The organism is Allobosea sp. AK1, assembly GCF_006714945.1.
GTDB classification, from domain to species: Bacteria; Pseudomonadota; Alphaproteobacteria; order Rhizobiales; family Beijerinckiaceae; genus Allobosea; species Allobosea robiniae.
The window spans coordinates 5,211,336-5,230,268 of sequence record NZ_VFMG01000001.1 but is presented as its reverse complement, the minus strand read 5'-3'; the positions used below and the strand labels follow the sequence as shown (position 1 = coordinate 5,230,268).

General features: G+C 66.2%; 17 protein-coding genes. 7 read left to right on the top strand and 10 right to left on the bottom strand.

All coding sequences use genetic code 11. The features are described 5' to 3' along the window. Positions 1-413 precede the first annotated feature (413 nt). Positions 414-824, top strand: coding sequence for an NADH:ubiquinone oxidoreductase subunit NDUFA12 (locus FHT98_RS24915; RefSeq protein ID WP_142115636.1), 411 nt, complete (start codon positions 414-416; stop codon positions 822-824). Positions 825-1,029: 205 nt separating this feature from the next. After that, a complete protein-coding gene (locus FHT98_RS24910) occupies positions 1,030-1,656 on the top strand; it encodes a DUF2155 domain-containing protein (RefSeq protein ID WP_061967689.1) in 627 nt (208 codons plus the stop codon). A 25-nt stretch (positions 1,657-1,681) separates the two neighbouring features. Here FHT98_RS24910 and aat read toward each other — a convergent pair whose 3' ends face one another. Beyond that, the gene (aat, locus tag FHT98_RS24905; protein ID WP_248309349.1) at positions 1,682-2,293 is read right to left on the bottom strand and encodes a leucyl/phenylalanyl-tRNA--protein transferase; all 612 of its coding nucleotides are present in this window, start codon (positions 2,291-2,293) and stop codon (positions 1,682-1,684) included. A 289-nt stretch (positions 2,294-2,582) separates the two neighbouring features. After that, on the bottom strand, positions 2,583-5,372 hold the full coding sequence (gene gyrA / locus FHT98_RS24900) for a DNA gyrase subunit A (protein WP_282568661.1): 2,790 nt from the start codon (positions 5,370-5,372) through the stop codon (positions 2,583-2,585). 211 nt (positions 5,373-5,583) lie between these two features. Between gyrA and FHT98_RS24895 the strand changes: the two genes are divergently transcribed. After that, a complete protein-coding gene (locus tag FHT98_RS24895; RefSeq protein WP_061967694.1) occupies positions 5,584-6,216 on the top strand; it encodes a MarC family protein in 633 nt (210 codons plus the stop codon). A gap of 221 nt (positions 6,217-6,437) precedes the next feature. Beyond that, on the top strand, positions 6,438-7,622 hold the full coding sequence (locus FHT98_RS24890; RefSeq protein WP_142115634.1) for an acyltransferase family protein: 1,185 nt from the start codon (positions 6,438-6,440) through the stop codon (positions 7,620-7,622). 40 nt (positions 7,623-7,662) lie between these two features. On the opposite strand, the gene FHT98_RS26535 is transcribed toward FHT98_RS24890, so the two are convergent. Beyond that, positions 7,663-7,830, bottom strand: a complete 168-nt coding sequence (locus FHT98_RS26535; protein WP_248309308.1) for a hypothetical protein — start codon at positions 7,828-7,830, stop codon at positions 7,663-7,665. Between the two features lie 339 nt (positions 7,831-8,169). Between FHT98_RS26535 and FHT98_RS24880 the strand changes: the two genes are divergently transcribed. From FHT98_RS24880 to FHT98_RS24870, 3 genes are read left to right on the top strand one after another with little or no spacing between them, the layout of a single operon-like run. Next, a complete protein-coding gene (locus tag FHT98_RS24880; RefSeq protein WP_061967699.1) occupies positions 8,170-8,484 on the top strand; it encodes an ArsR/SmtB family transcription factor in 315 nt (104 codons plus the stop codon). After that, positions 8,481-8,840, top strand: a complete 360-nt coding sequence (locus FHT98_RS24875) for an SRPBCC family protein (RefSeq protein ID WP_142115632.1) — start codon at positions 8,481-8,483, stop codon at positions 8,838-8,840. Before FHT98_RS24880 ends, FHT98_RS24875 begins: the two co-directional genes overlap by 4 nt. Before the next feature lie 49 nt (positions 8,841-8,889). Next, positions 8,890-9,501, top strand: coding sequence for an ATP-dependent Clp protease proteolytic subunit (locus FHT98_RS24870; RefSeq protein WP_091859633.1), 612 nt, complete (start codon positions 8,890-8,892; stop codon positions 9,499-9,501). An 18-nt stretch (positions 9,502-9,519) separates the two neighbouring features. Here the strand turns inward: FHT98_RS24870 and FHT98_RS24865 are convergent, their stop codons facing one another. From FHT98_RS24865 to guaB, 7 genes are all read right to left on the bottom strand, one after another. Further along, complete coding sequence (locus FHT98_RS24865; RefSeq protein WP_142115631.1) at positions 9,520-10,698, bottom strand: E22 family MetX-like putative esterase; 1,179 nt, start codon at positions 10,696-10,698, stop codon at positions 9,520-9,522. An 80-nt stretch (positions 10,699-10,778) separates the two neighbouring features. After that, a complete protein-coding gene (locus tag FHT98_RS24860) occupies positions 10,779-12,533 on the bottom strand; it encodes an AsmA family protein (RefSeq protein WP_142115630.1) in 1,755 nt (584 codons plus the stop codon). Between the two features lie 96 nt (positions 12,534-12,629). Further along, positions 12,630-14,216, bottom strand: coding sequence for an ABC transporter permease (locus FHT98_RS24855; RefSeq protein WP_248309307.1), 1,587 nt, complete (start codon positions 14,214-14,216; stop codon positions 12,630-12,632). 95 nt (positions 14,217-14,311) lie between these two features. Further along, positions 14,312-15,322, bottom strand: coding sequence for an extracellular solute-binding protein (locus FHT98_RS24850; protein WP_142115628.1), 1,011 nt, complete (start codon positions 15,320-15,322; stop codon positions 14,312-14,314). A 349-nt stretch (positions 15,323-15,671) separates the two neighbouring features. Next, entirely contained in the window at positions 15,672-16,772 is a 1,101-nt protein-coding gene (locus FHT98_RS24845) for a DUF2865 domain-containing protein (protein ID WP_142115627.1), read from the bottom strand. Between the two features lie 146 nt (positions 16,773-16,918). Then, positions 16,919-17,329, bottom strand: coding sequence for an MAPEG family protein (locus tag FHT98_RS24840; RefSeq protein ID WP_061967708.1), 411 nt, complete (start codon positions 17,327-17,329; stop codon positions 16,919-16,921). Between the two features lie 70 nt (positions 17,330-17,399). Then, complete coding sequence (guaB, locus tag FHT98_RS24835) at positions 17,400-18,893, bottom strand: IMP dehydrogenase (protein ID WP_061967710.1); 1,494 nt, start codon at positions 18,891-18,893, stop codon at positions 17,400-17,402. Positions 18,894-18,933 lie beyond the last annotated feature (40 nt).

Sequence of the window (18,933 nt, the reverse complement as noted above, 5' to 3'; positions counted from 1 at the left end):
GATTGCCACAGTGCGGGAGGAAGCGCAGTCCCTAAAATCCCCGCTATCATGGTTGACGGACGCTAAATCCGGTGGGTCCGGGGCCCAGCCGTGCGCTCCGCTTTCAAAGCCCCCCGGAAGTGGCTGATCTCGGAGCACTTCCGGCGAATGCAGCGCGGCGGGCCGATCCGAATCGCGGCCGAATCGTGGCGAGCGACTCACAGGTGCACAGGTTTACCGATCCGCGGCTCGCGGCGGGCAAGTCGGGCAGGGGAAGCCGCGCCTACGGCGAGGGGCCGCATTCGATTGCGATGCCGCCAGGGGCGAACATCGCGTGGTCGGCACGGCCGGCCTATCGCGGACTGGACAGCGGGCAGTGCGGGAGCCATAAGTCGCCCGATTGTTTCAGCATCGCGCGCACGGACTTGAGGACGATGAAGGACTGGCTGCTGCAGATCTTCACCTGGTGGAACGGCCAGACGATCGGCACGCGTTTCCACACCTGGCGCTTCGGCGAGCGGGTGGGAGAAGACGAGTTCGGCAATGTCTATTACCGCTCCGCCGGTGGGGTGAAGGACAAGGCGCTCGGCTTTCAGCGGCGCTGGGTGATCTACAAGGGCGATGCGGAAGCCTCCAAGGTGCCGCCGGGCTGGAATGGCTGGCTGCATCATACAGTCGATGTCGCCCCCTCCGAGGAGAGCTACCAGCCGCGTGAATGGCAGCAGCCGCACCAGCAGAACTGGACCGGCACGGCTTTGGCCTATCGCCCGCAGGGCTCGACCCTCGCGGAGGGCGAGCGCCCGGCCGCAACCGGCGACTACCAGGCCTGGACGCCCGGCCGCTGAGAGAAGGCCGCCTCTGAGAGAAGGCCTGCAAGCCGAGCTTGCGAAATACCGGGCCGCCCCTTTCGGGGTGGCCTTTTTGCTGCCAGCCGGAGGTTTGCCCGGCATACCCCAAGCTTTCCGGGGCCATGCCCTTTTTCCGCTGCGATTGCCGTGTTACTGCGCGCCATCGCGGTCCTTCCGCGCTGTCGAAGAGATTCGCGCCCGCATGCCGTCGTTCTTTCGTTTCCCGATCCTGGCAGGCCTCGCCTCGAGCGCTCTGGCGACGCTGGCGGCCACGGGCCCGGCACAGGCCGACCGCATCCGCAATCCGACCGCAGTCTTCGCCGGGCTCGACAAGATCACCGGCCGCATCATCTCCTTCGAGGTGGCGATCGACGAGACCGTGCAGTTCGGCGCACTTCAATTGACGCCGCGAGTCTGCTGGACGCGGCCGCCGACCGAGGCACCGCAGACCGACGCCTTCGTCGAGGTCGACGAGGTCACGGTCAAGAACGAGTACCGGCGCATCTTCACCGGCTGGATGTATGCGGCGAGCCCGGGCCTGCACGGCGTCGAGCACGCGATCTACGATGCCTGGCTGACCGACTGCAAAGGCGGCACCGAGCTCGTCGTCGACCCCAAGGAGCCGGAGGCGCCACCGGCCGAAGACCCGCGCCGGCCCCGCACACCCAACCAGCCTCCGGCCGCGCAGCAGCCCGCTTCGCCGCCGCGCGGCGGGCGTATCGATGTCGAGCCGCCACGTGGCGTGCCGGTCCAGCCGCAGCGGCCGAGCCAGCGCTTCTTCCCGACCAATCCCTCGCCGGGCCGCGATCCGACCGCCGGCGGCGGCTGATCCTGCCAGTAAGGCGATCCGGCGCTCAGATCCGGGCGAGGGCCTCCCGGCCGTTCATCGCAGGCCAGGCGTGCCAGTCGCCGGCATGCAGCAGTGCGTCGTCTAGCAGGCGGCGATAGCCGTCGCGCGGAATCTCGATCGTGCCGAACTGCGCGAGATGGCCGGTCTGGAACTGGGTATCCAGCAAACGATAGCCGCCATGCCTCAATCGGGCGACGAGATGGACCAGCGCGACCTTCGAGGCGTCGGTTTCGCGATGGAACATGCTCTCGCCGAAGAAGGCGCCGCCCAGCGAGAGGCCATAGAGGCCACCGACCAACCGGCCTTCGCGCCAGCATTCGACCGTGTGGACATGGCCGAGCGTGAAGAGCGCGCCGAAGATTTCGCGGATGCGCGGGTTGATCCAGGTTTCCGCGCGGTCCGGCTTGGCCTCGGCGCAGGCCGCGATCACGGCGTCGAAGGCGGTATCGACCCTGATCTCGAAGCGGTCCGAGCGCACCGTGCGGGCAAGCCGCGCGGAGAGGTGGAAGCCGTCGAGCGGAATGATGCCGCGCAATTCCGGCTCGACCCAGAACAGGCCGGGATCGTCGGCGCTCTCCGCCATCGGGAAGATGCCAGCGGCATAGGCGCGCAGCATGATCTCCGGCGTGATCGCGGGGGTGCGGACGGGCACGGAACGAGCCTTCATGGGGCGATGGGAGCGCGGGGCGGGGCTTGAGTCAAACGAGGGCTGCCGGAATGGCCAGCCTCGTCATGCTCGGGCTTGACCCGAGCATCTCGCGAAGGAGCGCCTCTTCGGCAGGAGATTCTCGGGTCTGCGCTTTGCTTCGCCCGAGAATGACGCGCCTACCAGGGCCAGTCTGGCGAGTCCGCCCCGCCATGGCTTCAGATATTGCCTGAAGCCATGGCCGCAACAGACTGACGGATCAGCCTTCCGTGGGCTCGCCGCCCGGCGCCGCGTCGCCTGCCTCGGCGTCTTCGTCACCTTCACCATCGTCGTTGATGCACTCGACCGAGACGACCTTCTCGTCCTTGGCGGTGTTGAACACCGTCACGCCCTGCGTCGAGCGCCCGGCGATGCGGATGCGGTTGTCCGGGCCGGCATCGACCGGCACGCGGATGAGCTGGCCGCCATCGGTGACGAGCATGAGCTGGTCTGAGTCGAGGGCCGGGAAGGAGGCGACGAGCTTGCCGTTGCGGTCGTTCACGACCATCGCGACGATGCCCTTGCCGCCGCGCCCGGTGACCCGGTACTCGAAGGACGAGGTGCGCTTGCCGTAGCCGCGCTCCGAGATGGTCAAGATGAACTGCTCGGCGAGCTGCATCTCGAGGCGCTTGGCCCCGAGTTCAACCTCACCGGCGGCTTCCTCGCCATCGGCGACGGGCTCCGTCGTCTCCTCGCCTTCGCCGGTCAGGGCGCGGCGCTGGGCGGCGGCGTCCTTGAGATAGGTCGCCCGCTCCTCCGGAGTCGCATCGAGATGGTGCAGGATCGCGAGCGAGATCACCTCGTCGCCCTTGGCCAGGTTGATGCCGCGCACGCCGGTGGAGTCGCGGCCCTTGAAGACGCGCACCTCCGGCACCGCGAAGCGGATGCACTGGCCGAGGGCGGTCGTCAGCAGCACGTCATTGCCTTCGGTGCAGATCTGCACGTCGACGATGTGGTCGCCCTCGTCGAGCTTCATCGCGATCTTGCCGGCGCGGTTGACGTTGACGAAGTCGGAGAGCTTGTTGCGGCGCACGCCGCCCGAGGCTGTCGCGAACATCACGTCGAGCGTCTCCCAGCTCGCCTCGTCCTCCGGCAGTGGCATGATCGTGGTGATACGCTCGCCGGCCTCGATCGGCAGCATGTTGACGAGAGCCTTGCCGCGGGCGTTCGGCGCGGAAAGCGGCAGGCGCCAGACCTTCTCCTTGTAGACCTGACCTTCTGAGGAGAAGAACAGCACCGGCGTATGGGTCGAGGCGACGAAGAGACGGGCGACGAAATCCTCGTCCTTGGTCGCCATGCCGGAGCGGCCCTTGCCGCCGCGGCGCTGTGCCCGGTACGTCGAGAGCGGCACGCGCTTGATGTAGCCGCCATGGCTGACGGTAACGACCATGTCCTCTCGGGCGATCAGATCCTCGTCGTCGAGGTCGGAGCCCCAGTCCTGGATCTCGGTGCGGCGCGGCGTGGCGAAGGCGGCCTTCACCTCGGCGAGCTCCTCCTTGACGATCGACTGGATGCGGGCGCGCGAGCGCAGGATGTCGAGATAATCCGCGATCTCCTTGGCGAGCTTCTCCAGCTCGTCGCCGATCTCGTCGCGGCCGAGAGCGGTGAGGCGCGACAGGCGCAGCTCGAGGATCGCCTTGGCCTGCGCGTCCGAGAGCCGGTAGGTGCCGTCCGGATTGATGGGGTGGCGCGGATCGTCGACCAGCGCGATCAGCGGCGCGATGTCCTCGGCCGGCCAGTCGCGTGCCATCAGGGATTCATGCGCGGCGGCGGGCGTCGGTGCGGTGCGGATCAGGCGGATGACTTCGTCGATATTGGCGACGGCGGTGGCGAGGCCGCAGAGCACATGGGCGCGCTCGCGGGCCTTGTTGAGCAGGTAGCGCGTGCGCCGCGAGACGACCAGCTCGCGGAACTCGACGAAGGCCGAAATGAAGTCCTTGAGATTGAGGACTTCCGGACGGCCGCCGTTCAGCGCGACCATGTTCGCGCCGAAGGAGGTCTGCAGCGGGGTGAAGCGGTAGAGCTGGTTCAGCACGACATCGGCGACGGCGTCGCGCTTGATCTCGATGACGACGCGCACGCCCTCGCGGCTGGATTCGTCGCGCAGGTCGGAGATGCCCTCGATGCGCTTCTCACGCACGAGATCGGCGATCTTCTCGACCATCGTCGCCTTGTTCACCTGATAGGGAATCTCGGTGACGACGATCGCCTCGCGCTCCTTGCGCATCTCCTCGATATGCGTCTTCGAGCGCATCACGATCGAGCCGCGGCCGGTGTGATAGGCCGAATGGATGCCGCTGCGGCCCATGATCGAGGCGCCGGTCGGGAAATCCGGGCCCGGCACGATCTCGATCAGGTCGTCGATCGAGATCTCGGGATCGTCGATATAGGCGACGCAGGCGTCGATGACCTCGCCGAGATTATGCGGCGGGATATTGGTGGCCATGCCGACCGCGATGCCGCCGGCGCCGTTGACGAGCAGGTTGGGATAGCGCGCCGGCAGGACTGTCGGCTCATGCTCCTTGCCGTCGTAGTTCGGCTGGAAATCGACCGTGTCGAGGTCGAGGTCTTCCAGCAGCGGCATCGCCGCCTTGTCGAGGCGGGCCTCGGTGTAACGATCGGCGGCGGCGCTGTCGCCGTCCATCGAGCCGAAATTGCCCTGGCCGTCGATCAGCGGCAGGCGCAGCGAGAAATCCTGCGCCATGCGCACCAGCGCGTCATAGACCGCGAGATTGCCGTGCGGATGGTACTTACCCATCGTGTCGCCGACGATGCGGGCGCATTTGGTATAGGGCCGCTCGGGCACGTTCTTGTTCTCGTGCATCGAGAACAGGATGCGGCGATGGACCGGCTTCAGGCCGTCGCGGACATCGGGCAGAGCGCGGCTCACGATCACGCTCATGGCGTAATCGAGATAGCTCTTCTTCATCTCGTCGGTGATCGCGATCGGCTTGATGTCGCCGCCGAAATCCGGGGCGTTGTCGCGCTTGTCGTCGGTATCGTCGCTCAAGGGAAAATGTCCCGATTCCTGCTGGTTTTTCAGCCTTCTGGCTATCCGATTCCGGCAGGAGAAGCCAGCAAAAGCGGGCGCTGTCCAAGCAAAAATTATCCAAGCGAATTCAGTGACTTACGGATGATTTTCAGACGCCTTCCGGCGCGCTGCCATATTCCGGCCTTTCTTGGTGCGTGACGGCGGGCCTGCGGCATGCTGATGTGGCGCCATGTTCGTCGAATTCGCCACCGCAGCCCTCGTCACCATGCTGGTGACGCTCGACCCGCCGGGCCTTGCGCCGATCTTCCTGTCGCTGACGCGCGGGATGTCGGAAAGCGAGCGGCGGCAGGTCGCCATCCGCGCCTCGATCATCGCCTTCTGCATCATGGCCTTCTTCGCTGTGGCGGGCGACATCGTGCTGAAGGCGCTCGGCGTCTCGCTGCCGGCCTTCCGCATCGCGGGCGGGCTGCTGCTGTTCTGGATCGCCTTCGAAATGGTGTTCGAGCGTCGGACCGAGCGCAAGCAGCAGACGGCGGATACCGCGATCACCCAGGACCATATCCGCAATGTCGCGGCCTTCCCGCTGGCGATCCCGCTGATGGCGGGGCCGGGCGCGCTGACGGCGATGATCCTGCTCGCCGGCCGCGCCGGCGGCGACCCGCTGCTGCTGGCGACGCTGGCTGTGATCTGCGGGCTGGTGGTGCTGTCCTGCCTTCTGGTGTTCCTCTCGGCGACGCCGATCGCGAAGCTGCTCGGCGTCACCGGCAATATCGTGCTGACGCGCCTGCTGGGAGTGATCCTGGCGGCGCTGGCGGTTCAGTTCGTGATCGACGGGATCAAGGCTGCCGCGCAGGCGGGGTAGGGACGGGTTGGAGGGGCTGCTTCCGACCCTGGCGGTCATTCATCCTCGCCGTTACGAAGAGCTCTTCCGGCTTCATCCGCTAGGCCACTTGCAGCTCGCTGATCGACCTTCCGGTCATTCGGGTTGAGGCCGCCCCGCCGCCTGGAACCGCCCGCGTTCTTGCCAACCATCAAGAACCTTTTCGTGCGATCGGCTCGATTACGGACCAGAGGGAGGCAGCTATGCCTTACAGGCCGTTTGGGACGCTTAGGACATTACTGGCTCTGCTTGTTCTCCTCCAACATGTCGGCCATGTCGGGCCAGCCGAGATGCAGGCAAACTGGAGCTGGGCAACTGGTTCAGTCGCGGTTCTCGTCTTTTTCGTTCTTTCCGGTTTCGTCATCACAGAGGCTGCGGAGAATATCTATTGGAAGCGACCTTTGCAGTTCGCTGCAAACCGCGCCCTGCGTATCATGCCTCAATATGTGATGTCCTTAGCGCTATCCATTGGCGCAATTGCCATGGCTGCGGCCCTGATTACAAATTTTCTACCGAATAAGCTTGTGCCGTATTCTGAAGATCAAATTCTATCCATAGATAATATATTCGCCAATTTCTTTATGATGTTACCGGGTTACGGTCAGGATCGACCGCCTTTCATCCCATATGTCTGGGCTTTGCGAGTCGAGGTTTTCTTTTACAGCCTTCTGGGTGTCTCCTTGTGGATCGGGGCCTATCAGCGACGCCTGTCCTATGTCACGCTTTTGATCGTGGCGGCTCTCATGTTCACGGCCGCCTTGAACCAAAAGGGGCCCGGTCTCTTTGGATTCGTGCCTTACTTTGCTCTCGGGATAGCGGCCTATCTCGCCACGCGTGCACCGTCATGGCTCAGCTACGGCATCGTTGCTGCCCTGTTCGCTCTATGCCTCTGGACCTGCACAGAGATGAGCATGCCCTCATTTTTGCCGGCGCGGCAGCTTACCGAAGCGCACAACACCGTTCATTTCATCCTGTTCTTCATTCTAACGCTCATCTTCCTCATCCTCATCCCCGTGAAGCTACCAGTATCCTGGAGCCGCATCGACCGACGGATCGGCGACCTGTCTTTCCCGCTCTATCTGCAGCAGTACGTTGTTCTGGTTTTCGCGTACGCGCTTCTTCCGGCCTCCTATTGGACTGTGGCAGCGGTGATCGCGCTCTCCCTTGCCGTAGCTTGGCTGTCGGACCTTTTCGTTGAGGCACCCATAAGGATGCTTCGAGATCGAATCCGAGGCCATCCCATCAAGACGGATACCGCGATATCGCGGGACGTCGAATATGCCCGTTCCAAGCCGTTCGGCGTCGTGGGTCAGCGTGGCGCGGACGCGTCGTCCGACGAAGAGCCAACCCCGGAACAGCTCGCGAATGGAGAACGGTCTGGTGCCTGATCGCGACCCATTGCAGATTTCGTAGCTTCGTGCGGAGCAATCAGTGCCTCGGCCCCATGGTCCCGACCGTCTTCAATCGTGCCGACCTGACCCAGCCACTGACGTCGCTGCCGGTTCTGGGATTGAGATACATCACCGACGACCAGCCATCCCGTGTCTGCGCATAAGTGATGACCGCGTCCTTCGGGATGATGAAGACGGCCTTCATGGGGCATGCGATGTCCGGCGCTGAATGGAACTGCAGGCGGCCGGCGCCGGTCACGACCTGGCTCAGTGGCGGGGAGAGGGCAGGGGCCTGAGCCGAACCGGCCGGCGGCTCCGTACAGGCGGCCCATGCGGGAGACGACAGGACGGCGCAGAGGAGGAGAATTCCCGGTCTCGTCATCCTCATCGCGTACCCTTTCGTGCCCTGCTCGGTGCTCGTGACAGGCTAGCACAGGGCTCACGCCTCGCATCGGAAGAACGAGGCGGTGATGCTGGCGGGCCTGGGCGGGTGATCCGAACAAAAGCTCTTGCGCATCACATAAGTGAATGCTTATGTGATTGCATGATCGAGAACGAGATCTTCAAGGCACTGGCCGATCCGACGCGGCGCGCCATCCTCGACAAGCTTACGGCGGGCAGCCTGAATGCCAGCGCGTTGCGCGAGGGCATGGCGATCAGCCAGCCGGCGATGTCGCAGCATCTCGCGGTCCTGCGGGGGGCGGGCCTCGTTCGCGAGGAGCGGCAGGGACGCTTCGTTAATTACCGGGTCGACCCGGAGGGGCTCGCGCTGGTCGCGCAGTGGCTGACGAAATACCGCGCCTTCTGGCCGGCGCGGATCGACGATCTCAGGACCTTGCTCAAGGAGATGGATCAATGAGCGGCGACGACAGCGAAGCGGCGACCGATCCACTCGTCCTCGAATTCCATTTCGACGAGCCGCCCGAGAAGCTCTGGCGCGCGCTCAGCATGCCCGGCCTGCGTGAGCACTGGCTGCCCGAGGCGGAGCTGGCCGATCCCAAGCCGAGCATCGTCACGCCGGGCGAGGCGCTGCGCTATCGGATGCGCGACAGCGAGCCGCCCTTTCTGGAGAGCGTGGTCACGTTCCGGATCAACGCCAGCGAGGCCGGTGGAAGCAGCCTGCATGTGATCCATGAATTGACCGATCGCCGCGTCGGACAGGATCTGATCCCGGCGAACAGCAATGCGCCACCGCTCATGCGCGCTGCTGCATAAGGCGAAGCGAAACCACACCATCCATTCCTCAAGACTTCGGAGTTCGCCGATGCGCGAAGCGATGCAACTCGTCCCTATGGTCGTCGAGCAGTCGAGCCGCGGGGAGCGCTCGTTCGACATCTACTCGCGGCTGCTGCGCGAGCGGATCATCTTCCTCAACGGCGAGGTCAACGACGCGATGAGCGCGCTGGTCTGCGCGCAGCTCCTGTTTCTGGAGGCGGAGAATCCGAAGAAGCCGATCCATCTCTACATCAACTCGCCGGGCGGCGTGGTGACCAGCGGTTTCGCCATGTACGACACGATGCGCTACATCCGCTCGCCCGTGCATACGCTGTGCATGGGCACGGCGCGCTCGATGGGCTCGTTCCTGCTGATGGCCGGGGAGCCGGGCGAGCGCGGGGCGCTGCCCAATGCGAGCCTGCATGTCCATCAGCCGCTCGGCGGCTTCCAGGGGCAGGCCTCCGATATCTTCATCCATGCCGAGGAGATGCGGCAGACCAAGCACCGGCTGACCCGCCTTTATGCCGAGCATTGCGGGCGAACTTACGAGGAGGTCGAGCGCACGCTCGACCGCGACCGCTTCATGACGGCGGAAGAGGCGCTGGAATGGGGCCTGATCGACCGGATCGTCCACCGGATGGAGGAGCCGGCCGCGGCGTGAGCGGCCGGCTGCTATCGCCTATTTCTCCAGGAACGCCCGGATCGCGCCCTCGGCCTGCTTCATCGAGATCACGCCGTCGAGATGACCGCGGCTGCCGTCGATGGTGGTGTGTGTGATGTCGCGCCCGGCCTCCTTCGCCGCCTTCACGGTCGTCGCGACCATGTCGGGCGTGAAGACGAGGTCCTTCGGCTGGGTGATCAGCAGCATCGGCGCCTTGATCTTGGCCATGCCGTCGGCCAGCGAAGTGCCGCCGGCGGCGAAGAGCTGGTTCGCCTTGACGAGATAGAGGAAGTGGTTGGCGTCCGAGACCTTGGCGCGGGCCATGCCGGCATTGTCGAGCACGCTCTGGACCTGGAACTTGTTGGCGAGCGCCTTGCCGGGCTCCTCGCCCTCCTTGGCCGGGCGGCGGCCGAAAGTGGCATTGGCCCAGTCCTGGTGGTTCGCCTGTAGCGTCACTGCCGTCAGCGCCTTGGCGAGGCCGGCGAGCGGCGGGGCCTTGCCGTAGTAATCGCCATTGTTCCAGTTGGGATCGACGAGGATCGGCGCGGCCCAGACGTCGAGCCAGGCGATCAGCATCGCATCGGCCTCAGCCGCACCGATCACCGGCATGGCCTTGGCGACCATCTCGGGATGGCTTGCCGCCCATTCGAAGGTCTGGAGCGAGCCCATCGAGGGGCCGGCGACCAAAGCGAGCTTCCTGATACCAAGGCTTTCGACCAGCGCCTTCTGGACCTCGACGAAGTCGCGCACCGTGACGACCGGGAAATCGAGGCCATAAGGCTTGCCGGTATCGGGATTGGTCGAGGCCGGGCCGGTGGTGGTGGTCTTGGGGTCGCCCGTGTTGAGGTTCACCAGCGTGTCCGAGGACAGGACGAAATACTTGTTGGTGTCGATCGCCTTGCCGGGGCCGATGATCGCATCCCAGTAGCCCGGCGCTGCGTCGCTGGCGTCGTATTTGCCGGCGGCATGGGAGTTGCCGGAGAAGAAATGGCAGATCAGCACGGCATTGGATTTGTCGGCGTTGAGCGTGCCGTAGCTCTCCCAGCCGACGCGGACATTCTTCAGCGCCCGCCCGCTCTGGGTGGTGAAGCTCGCGAGCTCGAAGACCTTCTTCTCGACCGTCGGTTCCTGCGCGTCGGCCATGCCTGCCGTCATCCATCCTGCGAGCGCGAGAGCGCCCATGAGCCACATCTTCATCGCCGCATCCTTCCCGCCGCCGCAATAAGGTCCGGTCGCATCAGAGCGGATTTCGGGGGAGCGCGAAAGCGGGTTGGGAGCTACCGGGTGAGCAGCGTCGGTACGAGGGAGGCGCCGGCGGGGCTGAGGAAGGCCTCGGCCTCGATATCGAAGACCGGAACATCGATCGGGCCCTTGAGCCGGAAGGGCAGTTTCAGGTTGCCGTTCGGCGAGGTGAGCAGCGCGGTCATGTCGAGGTTGCGGGTGCGCAACGAGGCGCTGCCGGCGAGGTTGAAGCGGTAGTTCGAGCCGGTCATCTGCGCCTCGGTCAGGGCGAGAAGCCCGCCGGCGATTCCGGCATTGACCGAGATCGTCTCGAACGGCGTCTTGCCCTGCCGCCAGTCGCGCAGGGACTGGGCCGGGCTGCGTTCGGCGCGGCGGAGCAATTCGCCGAAGGCGACGCCGCCGATCTCGCCCTGCCGGGCCGCGAGGTTGGCCCGTCCGGTGAGCGAGCCCAGCAACTCGTCGAAGGAGCGCCCGACGCCATCGAGCGTGAGCTGCAGGCCGCCGGTGCCGCTGAGGCGCGCCAGTTGCGGCAGGTCGGAAGCAGCCTGGCCGATATTCACCTTGTCGAGGCCGGCCTGGAGCTTGACGTCGACGCCGGCGGGAACGCCGACCGCGAGCAAACGGCTCTTGACGCTGCCGCCATAGGCGCTGGCCCGCAGCAGGCCCGTTTCGAACCGGCCCTTCTTCACCAGGAGATAGGTCGCGACGTCGGTGAGCTTTGCGCCTTTCAGACGGACGGAGTCGACCGATATCCGCAGATCGATGTCGCGCGCGGTCCAGGCATCGAGGTCGAAGGGCGCGGTATCGGCAGCATCGACGACCGGGACCGGCAGGCGATCGACAAGCCGGCCGAGATCGAGCGTCACGCCTGCGAGCGTGCCCGACAGCGCGAAGCGTCCACCGGCCTCGGCAAGCTTGATCGCGCCGTCGAGGCGCTCGCCGTCGAGACTGACGATGGCGTTGTTGAACGAGACCTCGCGGGGCTTCACCTGGATGTCGGCCGAGACCGCAACGGTGCCGAGCGCCGAGGCCAGCCGCGATTCCTCGCCGAACCAGCTGAAAAGCCCGGGGAGCGAAGGTGTAGAGAGGGCAAGCAGGCCGTTGATCACCGGTGCGCCGGGGCCGGAGCGCGTGCCCTCGAAGCGTAGCTTCAGCAAGGAGGAGGTCGCCGAGAGAGCGGTCTTGGCGCTGCCTCCGACCATCGGCCAGAGCAGGCTCACCTCGGTCGGTACGCCGCGCCAGTTGAGCGAGCCGGACAGGGCGAGAGGCTCGTTGAGGCTGCGCTCGTCAATGACGAGATCGAGATCGCGCACGACGCTCTGGATCGCACCATTCGCCCGCAGGAAGACAGAGCCTGAGCGGATGACGATCTTGCTCTGGCTTTGCAGCCGCTCGAATTCGGCGAGCGGGGTGCTGAGCCATTCGGTGACGCCGTCGCTTCCGGCAGGAACAGCGACGTCGATCCGCGGCGCGATCAGATCGACCCGGTCGAAGCTGATCCGCCCGCCCAGCAGCGGCAGAAGGCGCAACTGCGCCTTGACCCGTACGGCCTCGCCGGAGAGCGCACCGTCGCGCTGGCTGAAGGCGACCTGCGACAGGCTGATGCGGGGTAGCGGGAGCAGGGCGATTTCGGCGCGCTCGATCGCCTTGACGACGAAGCCGGTCCGCTCTTCGATCGCGCTGACGGCTGCGCGCTGGACACGGCCCAGCGCAACGTCCCACGACCGCGAACCGAGCAGGCCGATGGCGACGACGAGGCTGAAGGCGATGATCGCAGCGCGTCTGGTCATGGACTTCCGAATCGGCACCGGGCCGAAATTCAGCCAGCCCCCTGGCGGCACAGGGTTTAGGCCGATGCCGAGGGCTTGTCGAGGCGGGAAAGCCGGCTATCCCGCGCGATTCGTGCCGGCTTTCGCCAGGACGAAGGCTGGATAGAGCCCGGCCAGGATGATCAGCAGCGCCGCCAGCGCGCCATCCTCGAAGACGCCGCGCGAGGCATGGCCGTAAACCACGGTCGCCAGCGTGTCGATGTTGAGCGGGCGCAGCAGCAGCGTTGCCGGCAATTCCTTGAGGCAGTCGACGAAGACAAGAAGCCCGGCAGCGGCGATGGCCGGTCGGGCCAGCGGCCAGTGAATGCGGCGCAGCACCTCCGGCCCGGCGGCACCAAGCGCGCGGGCCGCATCGTCGATCCGCGGCGAGACCCGCGCCAGCCCGCTCTCGACGCCGGAGACCCCGATGGCGAGGAAGCGCACGGTATAGGCGATGACGAGCGCGGCGCCGGAGCCGATCAGGATCAGGCCCGGCTTGAGGCCGAACAGGGCGGATGCGGCATCGGCCAGCAGGTTGTCGAAGGCCGCCAGCGGGATCAGCAGGCCGAGCGCGAGCACGGTGCCCGGTACGGCGTAACCGAGGCTGGCAATGCGGGCGAGGGGCTTCAGCCAGGTCTCGCGACCACTGCGGCTGGCCGTGGCGATGCCAAGCCCGAGCGCCACGACCAGGACCGATGCGAGGCCGGAGAGCAGCAATGCATTGCCGAGAAGCCGCAACAGCGCGGCGTCGAGCTGGGTCAGCAGGCCACGCTGCAGGATTTCGGTGAGGAGATAGCCGATCGGCAAGGCGGCACCGAACAGCACGGGCAGGGCGCAGGCGAGGGCGGCCAGAGCGGCGCTGCGCCCGTGCAGCGGCCGGCGCGTCACCGGACGGGGCTGGCGTACCGGCAGGGCGAAGCGGCGCTGCCCGCGCAGCTTCCTCTCGGCGAGGATCAGCGCGAAGACGATCAGCAGCATGACGCAGGCGATCTGGGCTGCGCCGGGCAGCGAGCCGCGATTGACCCAGGTTGTATAGATCGAGAGCGTCAGCGATCTCACGCCGAGATATTCGGTGGCGCCGATATCGTTCAGCGTCTCCAGCAGGACGAGGGTCAGGCCGGCGGCCAAAGCCGGTCGTGCGAGTGGCAGGCCGATGCGCCAGAACAGGCGGCCGGGCGCCGCGCCGAGATTGCGCGCGGCCTCGACGATGCTGGCGCCCTGCACGCTGAACAGCGCGCGCGTGCTGAGATAGACGTATGGGTAGAGCACGATCGCCATGATCGCGATCGCGCCCGGCAGGTTGCGCGGATCGGGAAACCAGTAGTCGCGCAGCGAGCGCCAGCCGGTCGCGGCACGCAACGCGCTCTGGAGCGGCCCCTGGAAGCCGAGGAATTCGACGTAGATATAGGCTGTCAGATAGGTCGGCAGCGCCAGCGGCAGCACGAGCAGCCATTCGAGCGAGCGCCGCCCCGGGAAATCATACTGCGTCACCAGCCAGGCGGTGCCGACGCCGATGACGGCGCAGGCCGTGCCGATGCCGGCCAGCAGCAGGCTGGTCTGGACGAGGGCCGTCGGCAGGACGTTGGCGGCGAGATGCGGCCAGATCTCGGCCGCCTGCCGCGAGGACAATGCGGTTGCGACGAGCGCAAGCAGCGGCAGCAGCACGAGCGCCGCGCCTCCGATCGCCGCATAGGCAAAACGCGTTGACGGCCGCCACGAGAATGGCGACCGTCGCGTTGCGTTGAGCGGCTGGCTCAGGCTCAATTGTCGAAGCCGACCTTGTCGACGAGGTTCGCCGCGGCCTTGCGCTGCTTGGCCACCTCGGAGAGCGGCAGCTTGTCCGGGGTGACGGCGCCGAGAAGCTTGACGGCGGCGGAGTCGGTCACGGCCGGGTTGACCGGGAATTCGAAATTGCCGTTCGCGTAGAGGGCCTGCGCCTTGTCGCCGAGCATGTACTCCACCAGCTTGACAGCGTTGTCCTTGTTCGGCGCGTTCTTGGCGAGTGCCGCGGCCGAGACGTTCACATGGGTGCCGCCGCCGGCGAAGGTGGTCTTGAGTGGCGTGATCGCGTCGAACCAGCCCTTCTGCTCGTTCTTCGCCTGGCTCATCAGGCCGATATAGTAGGTGTTGATGATGGCGATGTCGCACAGGCCCGACTGGATGTCGCGGGCGACGTCGCGGTCGCCGCCGCCGGGCTTGCGGGCGGCGTTGGCGCGCACGGCCTTGAGCCAGGTCTCGGTCTTCTCGGCGCCGTGATGGGCGAGATAGGCGGCGAAGAGCGCGTTGTTATAGGGGTGCTGGCCGGCGCGGATGCAGAACTTGCCCTTCCACTTGGGGTCGGCGAGGTCCTCATAGGTGATCGCGTCCTGCTTGACGCGCTCCTTCGAGACCACGACGACGCGAGCGCGCTTGGTCAGCGTGACCCAGTTGTTGTCGGGGCGAAGCTGCGCCGGGACGGTCTTGTCGACGACCGCGGACTTGATCGGCTGGGTGATGCCGGCATCGACCGCGGCGTTGATCTCGCCGACATCGACCATCAGCATGACGTCGGCCGGGCTGTTGGCGCCTTCGGCGCGGATGCGCTCCTGCAGGCCGTCCTTCAGGAAGACCGCGTTGACCTTGATGCCGGTGTCCTTGGTGAAGGCTTCCAGCACCGGGTTGAGCAAGGCGGGCTCGCGGGTGGTGTAGAGGTTCACACCCTGCGCGAAGGCCGGGGCGGCCAGCAGGCAGGACGACAGCGCCAGGGCGTGGAGATAGGTCTTTGCGATCATTCTTCTGCTCCGTCGATGGGCGCGATCAGCGCGACGGGCGAGCGATAGAACGCCCGGCAGGGGGCGTCAATGAAGTAATCCTATGATATCAATGTCTTAGACGAATTCTAGCTAACTTCTTATTTTGACGAATTCTAATAAATCAAGCATTGCCTTGGAAAGACGAAGAGATTTCGCACGCGATCCGGTCGTACATCTTTTGAATGAGGCGACCTGCCGCGGCTGGGGCCGTCAGTTTCCTGTCGAACAGGGGCGCAATACCGGCTCGCATCAGGCCCAAGCCGTTGTCATTCCGGGGCGTGGTCCGAGGCGCGAAGCCCCGGACAAGGAGCGTCGAAAGTCTCGACACTTAGCGCGTCGGCAGCGGGATCAGCCGGACCGACTCGCGTGCCGTCGGATCGACCGTGCCGCGCAGGATCGCGTCGCTGGCGAAGGTATCGTCATGCAGACGCGCCTCGCGGACCCTCATCTGGCGGCGGACGCTGCGCGCCTGCGCTTCCATTCGGGAAATGCCGACCCGCTCGTCGATCTGCTTGCGTTGGGATTTGCTGAGTTCCGACGCTGTGCGGAAGTCGCGGAAGTCGCGCCGGCTATAGGGCCAGCTCGAACCGCCTGTGAAGGTCGAAACCTTGCCGTCGAGCACGACGCTGTCGCCCGGCCGCAAGGTGATGTCGCGCAGCAGGGAGATCCGCCGTTCGCCGACCTGGACAATGGGGGACCGGCAGGCCGGGTCGGCCGCTTTCTCATGGCTGAAGGCCATCGGCAGGGCGCCATAGCGCTTGCCGTCGGCCGCCACCGCATCCGCCATGCCGGTCGCGCCGGCGGCCATCCTGAAGACCTTGACCGGAACGCCGGGATTCGCCGCCTGGCACAGCGCTTCATGGGCCTTCATGTCACCGGCCGCGCGGAGATAGCCGATGGGAGCGGGGAAACCGTCGCAAAGGCGGACGCAGAAGGTCTGGGCCCGGTTTGCCGCGCCGGTGACGGCATCGAGCGAGGCGGTTGCAGTGCCCGCGACCTTGCGCCGCCGCTCGGCGGGTTTCCGGGCCGATTTGCGGAAGGGGTTGAGGTCGACCGGCGGGTGGGCGAGGCGACCGTCCGGCAATGTCTGCATGAGCGGCAGGCGCCAGCCATGGCCGGCGGGCGCATAGGCATTGGCTTGCGGGGCATAGCGTGTCGAGGTGTAGGCGGCATTCCGCATGCGCGTCTGCTCGGTGCGGCGCGCGGCTTCCTGCATGATGAATTCACGCGCGCCGGCATCGCCCTCGGCCTGGACCATCGAGGCTGTCAGCACGATGCCCCCGGAGCCGAGCGCGACCCCGAGCGCGGCGAGCGCCAGGAGGCGTGCCGCGGGGCTGCGCCTTGCGATCTTCGTCTTGCCGGAAACGGCAGCCAGAACCTCACCGTCGCGGGCGAAAACCCGCGCCGGGACTTCACGGACACGCAACATCGCGTCACTCCAAACTACGCTTGTCCACCGTCCGCCGCCATTCGGGGTGTAGTTTACTTTTCGTTAAGCTTCAACGCTTCCCGGCTCGCAGCCGGCGGAAACGGGTGGAATGCTTAACGGGAGCGAGGCGAGGCAGGCCCGGTCTCTCAGAGCACGGAGATGAGGACGCCTAGCCACATGCAGAACAGCGCGATGACGCCGATGCCGTAGATCGCGCCGCGCAGCTTCAGCGGGTTGGGGCCGATATGGACCAAGGTGTGGACGACGCGGGTCGCGACATAGAGCCAGGCCAGGAGCGCCATGACATAGCCGGTCGCGCCGGTCTCCATCGCGATCATCACGAGCGCGAAGAAGATCACCGGTGTTTCGAACTGGTTGGTGAAGTTCGCCGCCGCGAGCCGGGCCGGGACGGGGTAGCGCTCGGTCGAGACCGTGACCTCGTCGGGCCGGACGGCACCGCTGGTGAAGGCGGTCTTGCGACGCAGGGCGAGGACGACGCCGACGACGAAGATCCAGAAGATCATCGCCAGCGTCGGATAGATCAGCTTGAGAGTCATGGTTGCGCGTCGCCTCGTGTCGCACCGGCCCGGATGAGTCGGGCCAGTGCTGCACAATGCCCGCGATGACTCAAGAGCGGGTCGGGTAGTTCGGGCTCTCGCGCACGATGGTCACGTCATGGACGTGGCTCTCGCGCAGGCCGGCGCTGGTGATGCGGATGAAGCGCGCCTTGGCCTGGTAGTCGGCGAGGTCCTTGCCGCCGACATAGCCCATCGCGGCGCGCAGCCCCCCGGCGAGCTGGTGCAGCACGTTCGAGACCGGACCCTTGTAGGCGACCTGACCCTCGATGCCCTCCGGCACGAGCTTCAGCGAATCCTTGATGTCCTGCTGGAAGTAGCGATCGGCCGAGCCGCGCGCCATCGCTCCGACCGAGCCCATGCCGCGATAGGCCTTGTAGGAGCGGCCCTGGTACAGGAAGGTTTCGCCGGGGGTTTCGTCGGTGCCGGCCAGCAGCGAGCCGACCATGGCGCAGGAGGCACCGGCCGCAAGCGCCTTGGCGAGGTCGCCCGAATACTTGATGCCGCCATCGGCGATGACCGGGACGCCGGCCTTCGCGCCGGCGGAGGCGGCATCCATGATCGCGGTGAGCTGCGGCACGCCGACGCCGGCGACGATGCGGGTCGTGCAGATCGAGCCCGGGCCGATGCCGATCTTGATGGCGTCCGCGCCGGCATCGATCAGGGCTTGCGCCCCGCCGGCGGTGGCGACGTTGCCGGCGATGACCTGGACGGAGTTGGACAGCTTCTTCACCCGGCTGACGGCTTCCAGCACCTTGGCCGAATGGCCATGGGCGGTGTCGACGACGATCAGGTCGACGCCAGCATCGATCAGCATTTCCGAGCGCTCGAAGCCCTGGTCGCCGGTCGTGGTCGCGGCGGCGGCGAGGAGGCGGCCATGTGCGTCCTTGGCGGCGTTCGGGTGGGCGACCTGCTTCTCCATGTCCTTGACGGTGATCAGGCCGATGCAGCGGTAATGGTCGTCGACGACGAGCAGCTTCTCGATGCGGAACTGGTGGAGCAGGCGGCGCGCCTCCTCGGGATTGACGCCCTCGCGCACCGTGATCAGGCGCTCCTTGGTCATCAGCTCCGAAACCGGCTGGGCCGGGTTGGCGGCGAAGCGCACGTCGCGGTTGGTGAGGATGCCGACGAGCTTGCCGTGGTGGCCCTGCGGGCCGCGCTCGACGACCGGAATGCCGGAGATGCCGTTGTTCTTCATCAGCGCCAGCGCGTCGGCCAGCGTCTCGTCGGGATGGATGGTGATCGGGTTGGCGATCATCCCCGATTCGAATTTCTTGACGAGGCGGACCTGGGCGGCCTGCTGGTCGGCGTCGAGATTGCGGTGGATGACGCCGAGGCCGCCGGCCTGCGCCATGGCGATCGCCATGCGGGCCTCGGTGACCGTGTCCATGGCCGAGGCGATGATCGGCAGGTTCAGCGAGATGGTGCGGGTGAGCCTGGTGCGGATGTCGACATCCGCCGGCATGACCTCGGACGGGCCCGGCTCGAGCAGCACGTCGTCGAAGGTAAGGCCGTCGCGAATCAGACCGTCGAGGGAAAGCGTCATCGTCAACTCCGACCGCCGGGCGAGGCCGGCTTTTCAAAGG

Coding starts and splice junctions, on each gene's coding strand:
- FHT98_RS24915 (WP_142115636.1), top strand. CDS start 414: ATGAAGGACTGGCTGCTGCAGATCTTCACCTGGTGGAACGGCCAGACG.
- FHT98_RS24910 (WP_061967689.1), top strand. CDS start 1,030: ATGCCGTCGTTCTTTCGTTTCCCGATCCTGGCAGGCCTCGCCTCGAGC.
- aat (WP_248309349.1), bottom strand. CDS start 2,293: ATGCTGCGCGCCTATGCCGCTGGCATCTTCCCGATGGCGGAGAGCGCC.
- FHT98_RS24895 (WP_061967694.1), top strand. CDS start 5,584: ATGTTCGTCGAATTCGCCACCGCAGCCCTCGTCACCATGCTGGTGACG.
- FHT98_RS24890 (WP_142115634.1), top strand. CDS start 6,438: ATGCCTTACAGGCCGTTTGGGACGCTTAGGACATTACTGGCTCTGCTT.
- FHT98_RS26535 (WP_248309308.1), bottom strand. CDS start 7,830: ATGAAGGCCGTCTTCATCATCCCGAAGGACGCGGTCATCACTTATGCG.
- FHT98_RS24880 (WP_061967699.1), top strand. CDS start 8,170: ATGATCGAGAACGAGATCTTCAAGGCACTGGCCGATCCGACGCGGCGC.
- FHT98_RS24875 (WP_142115632.1), top strand. CDS start 8,481: ATGAGCGGCGACGACAGCGAAGCGGCGACCGATCCACTCGTCCTCGAA.
- FHT98_RS24870 (WP_091859633.1), top strand. CDS start 8,890: ATGCGCGAAGCGATGCAACTCGTCCCTATGGTCGTCGAGCAGTCGAGC.
- FHT98_RS24865 (WP_142115631.1), bottom strand. CDS start 10,698: ATGAAGATGTGGCTCATGGGCGCTCTCGCGCTCGCAGGATGGATGACG.
- FHT98_RS24860 (WP_142115630.1), bottom strand. CDS start 12,533: ATGACCAGACGCGCTGCGATCATCGCCTTCAGCCTCGTCGTCGCCATC.
- FHT98_RS24850 (WP_142115628.1), bottom strand. CDS start 15,322: ATGATCGCAAAGACCTATCTCCACGCCCTGGCGCTGTCGTCCTGCCTG.
- FHT98_RS24845 (WP_142115627.1), bottom strand. CDS start 16,772: ATGTTGCGTGTCCGTGAAGTCCCGGCGCGGGTTTTCGCCCGCGACGGT.
- FHT98_RS24840 (WP_061967708.1), bottom strand. CDS start 17,329: ATGACTCTCAAGCTGATCTATCCGACGCTGGCGATGATCTTCTGGATC.
- guaB (WP_061967710.1), bottom strand. CDS start 18,893: ATGACGCTTTCCCTCGACGGTCTGATTCGCGACGGCCTTACCTTCGAC.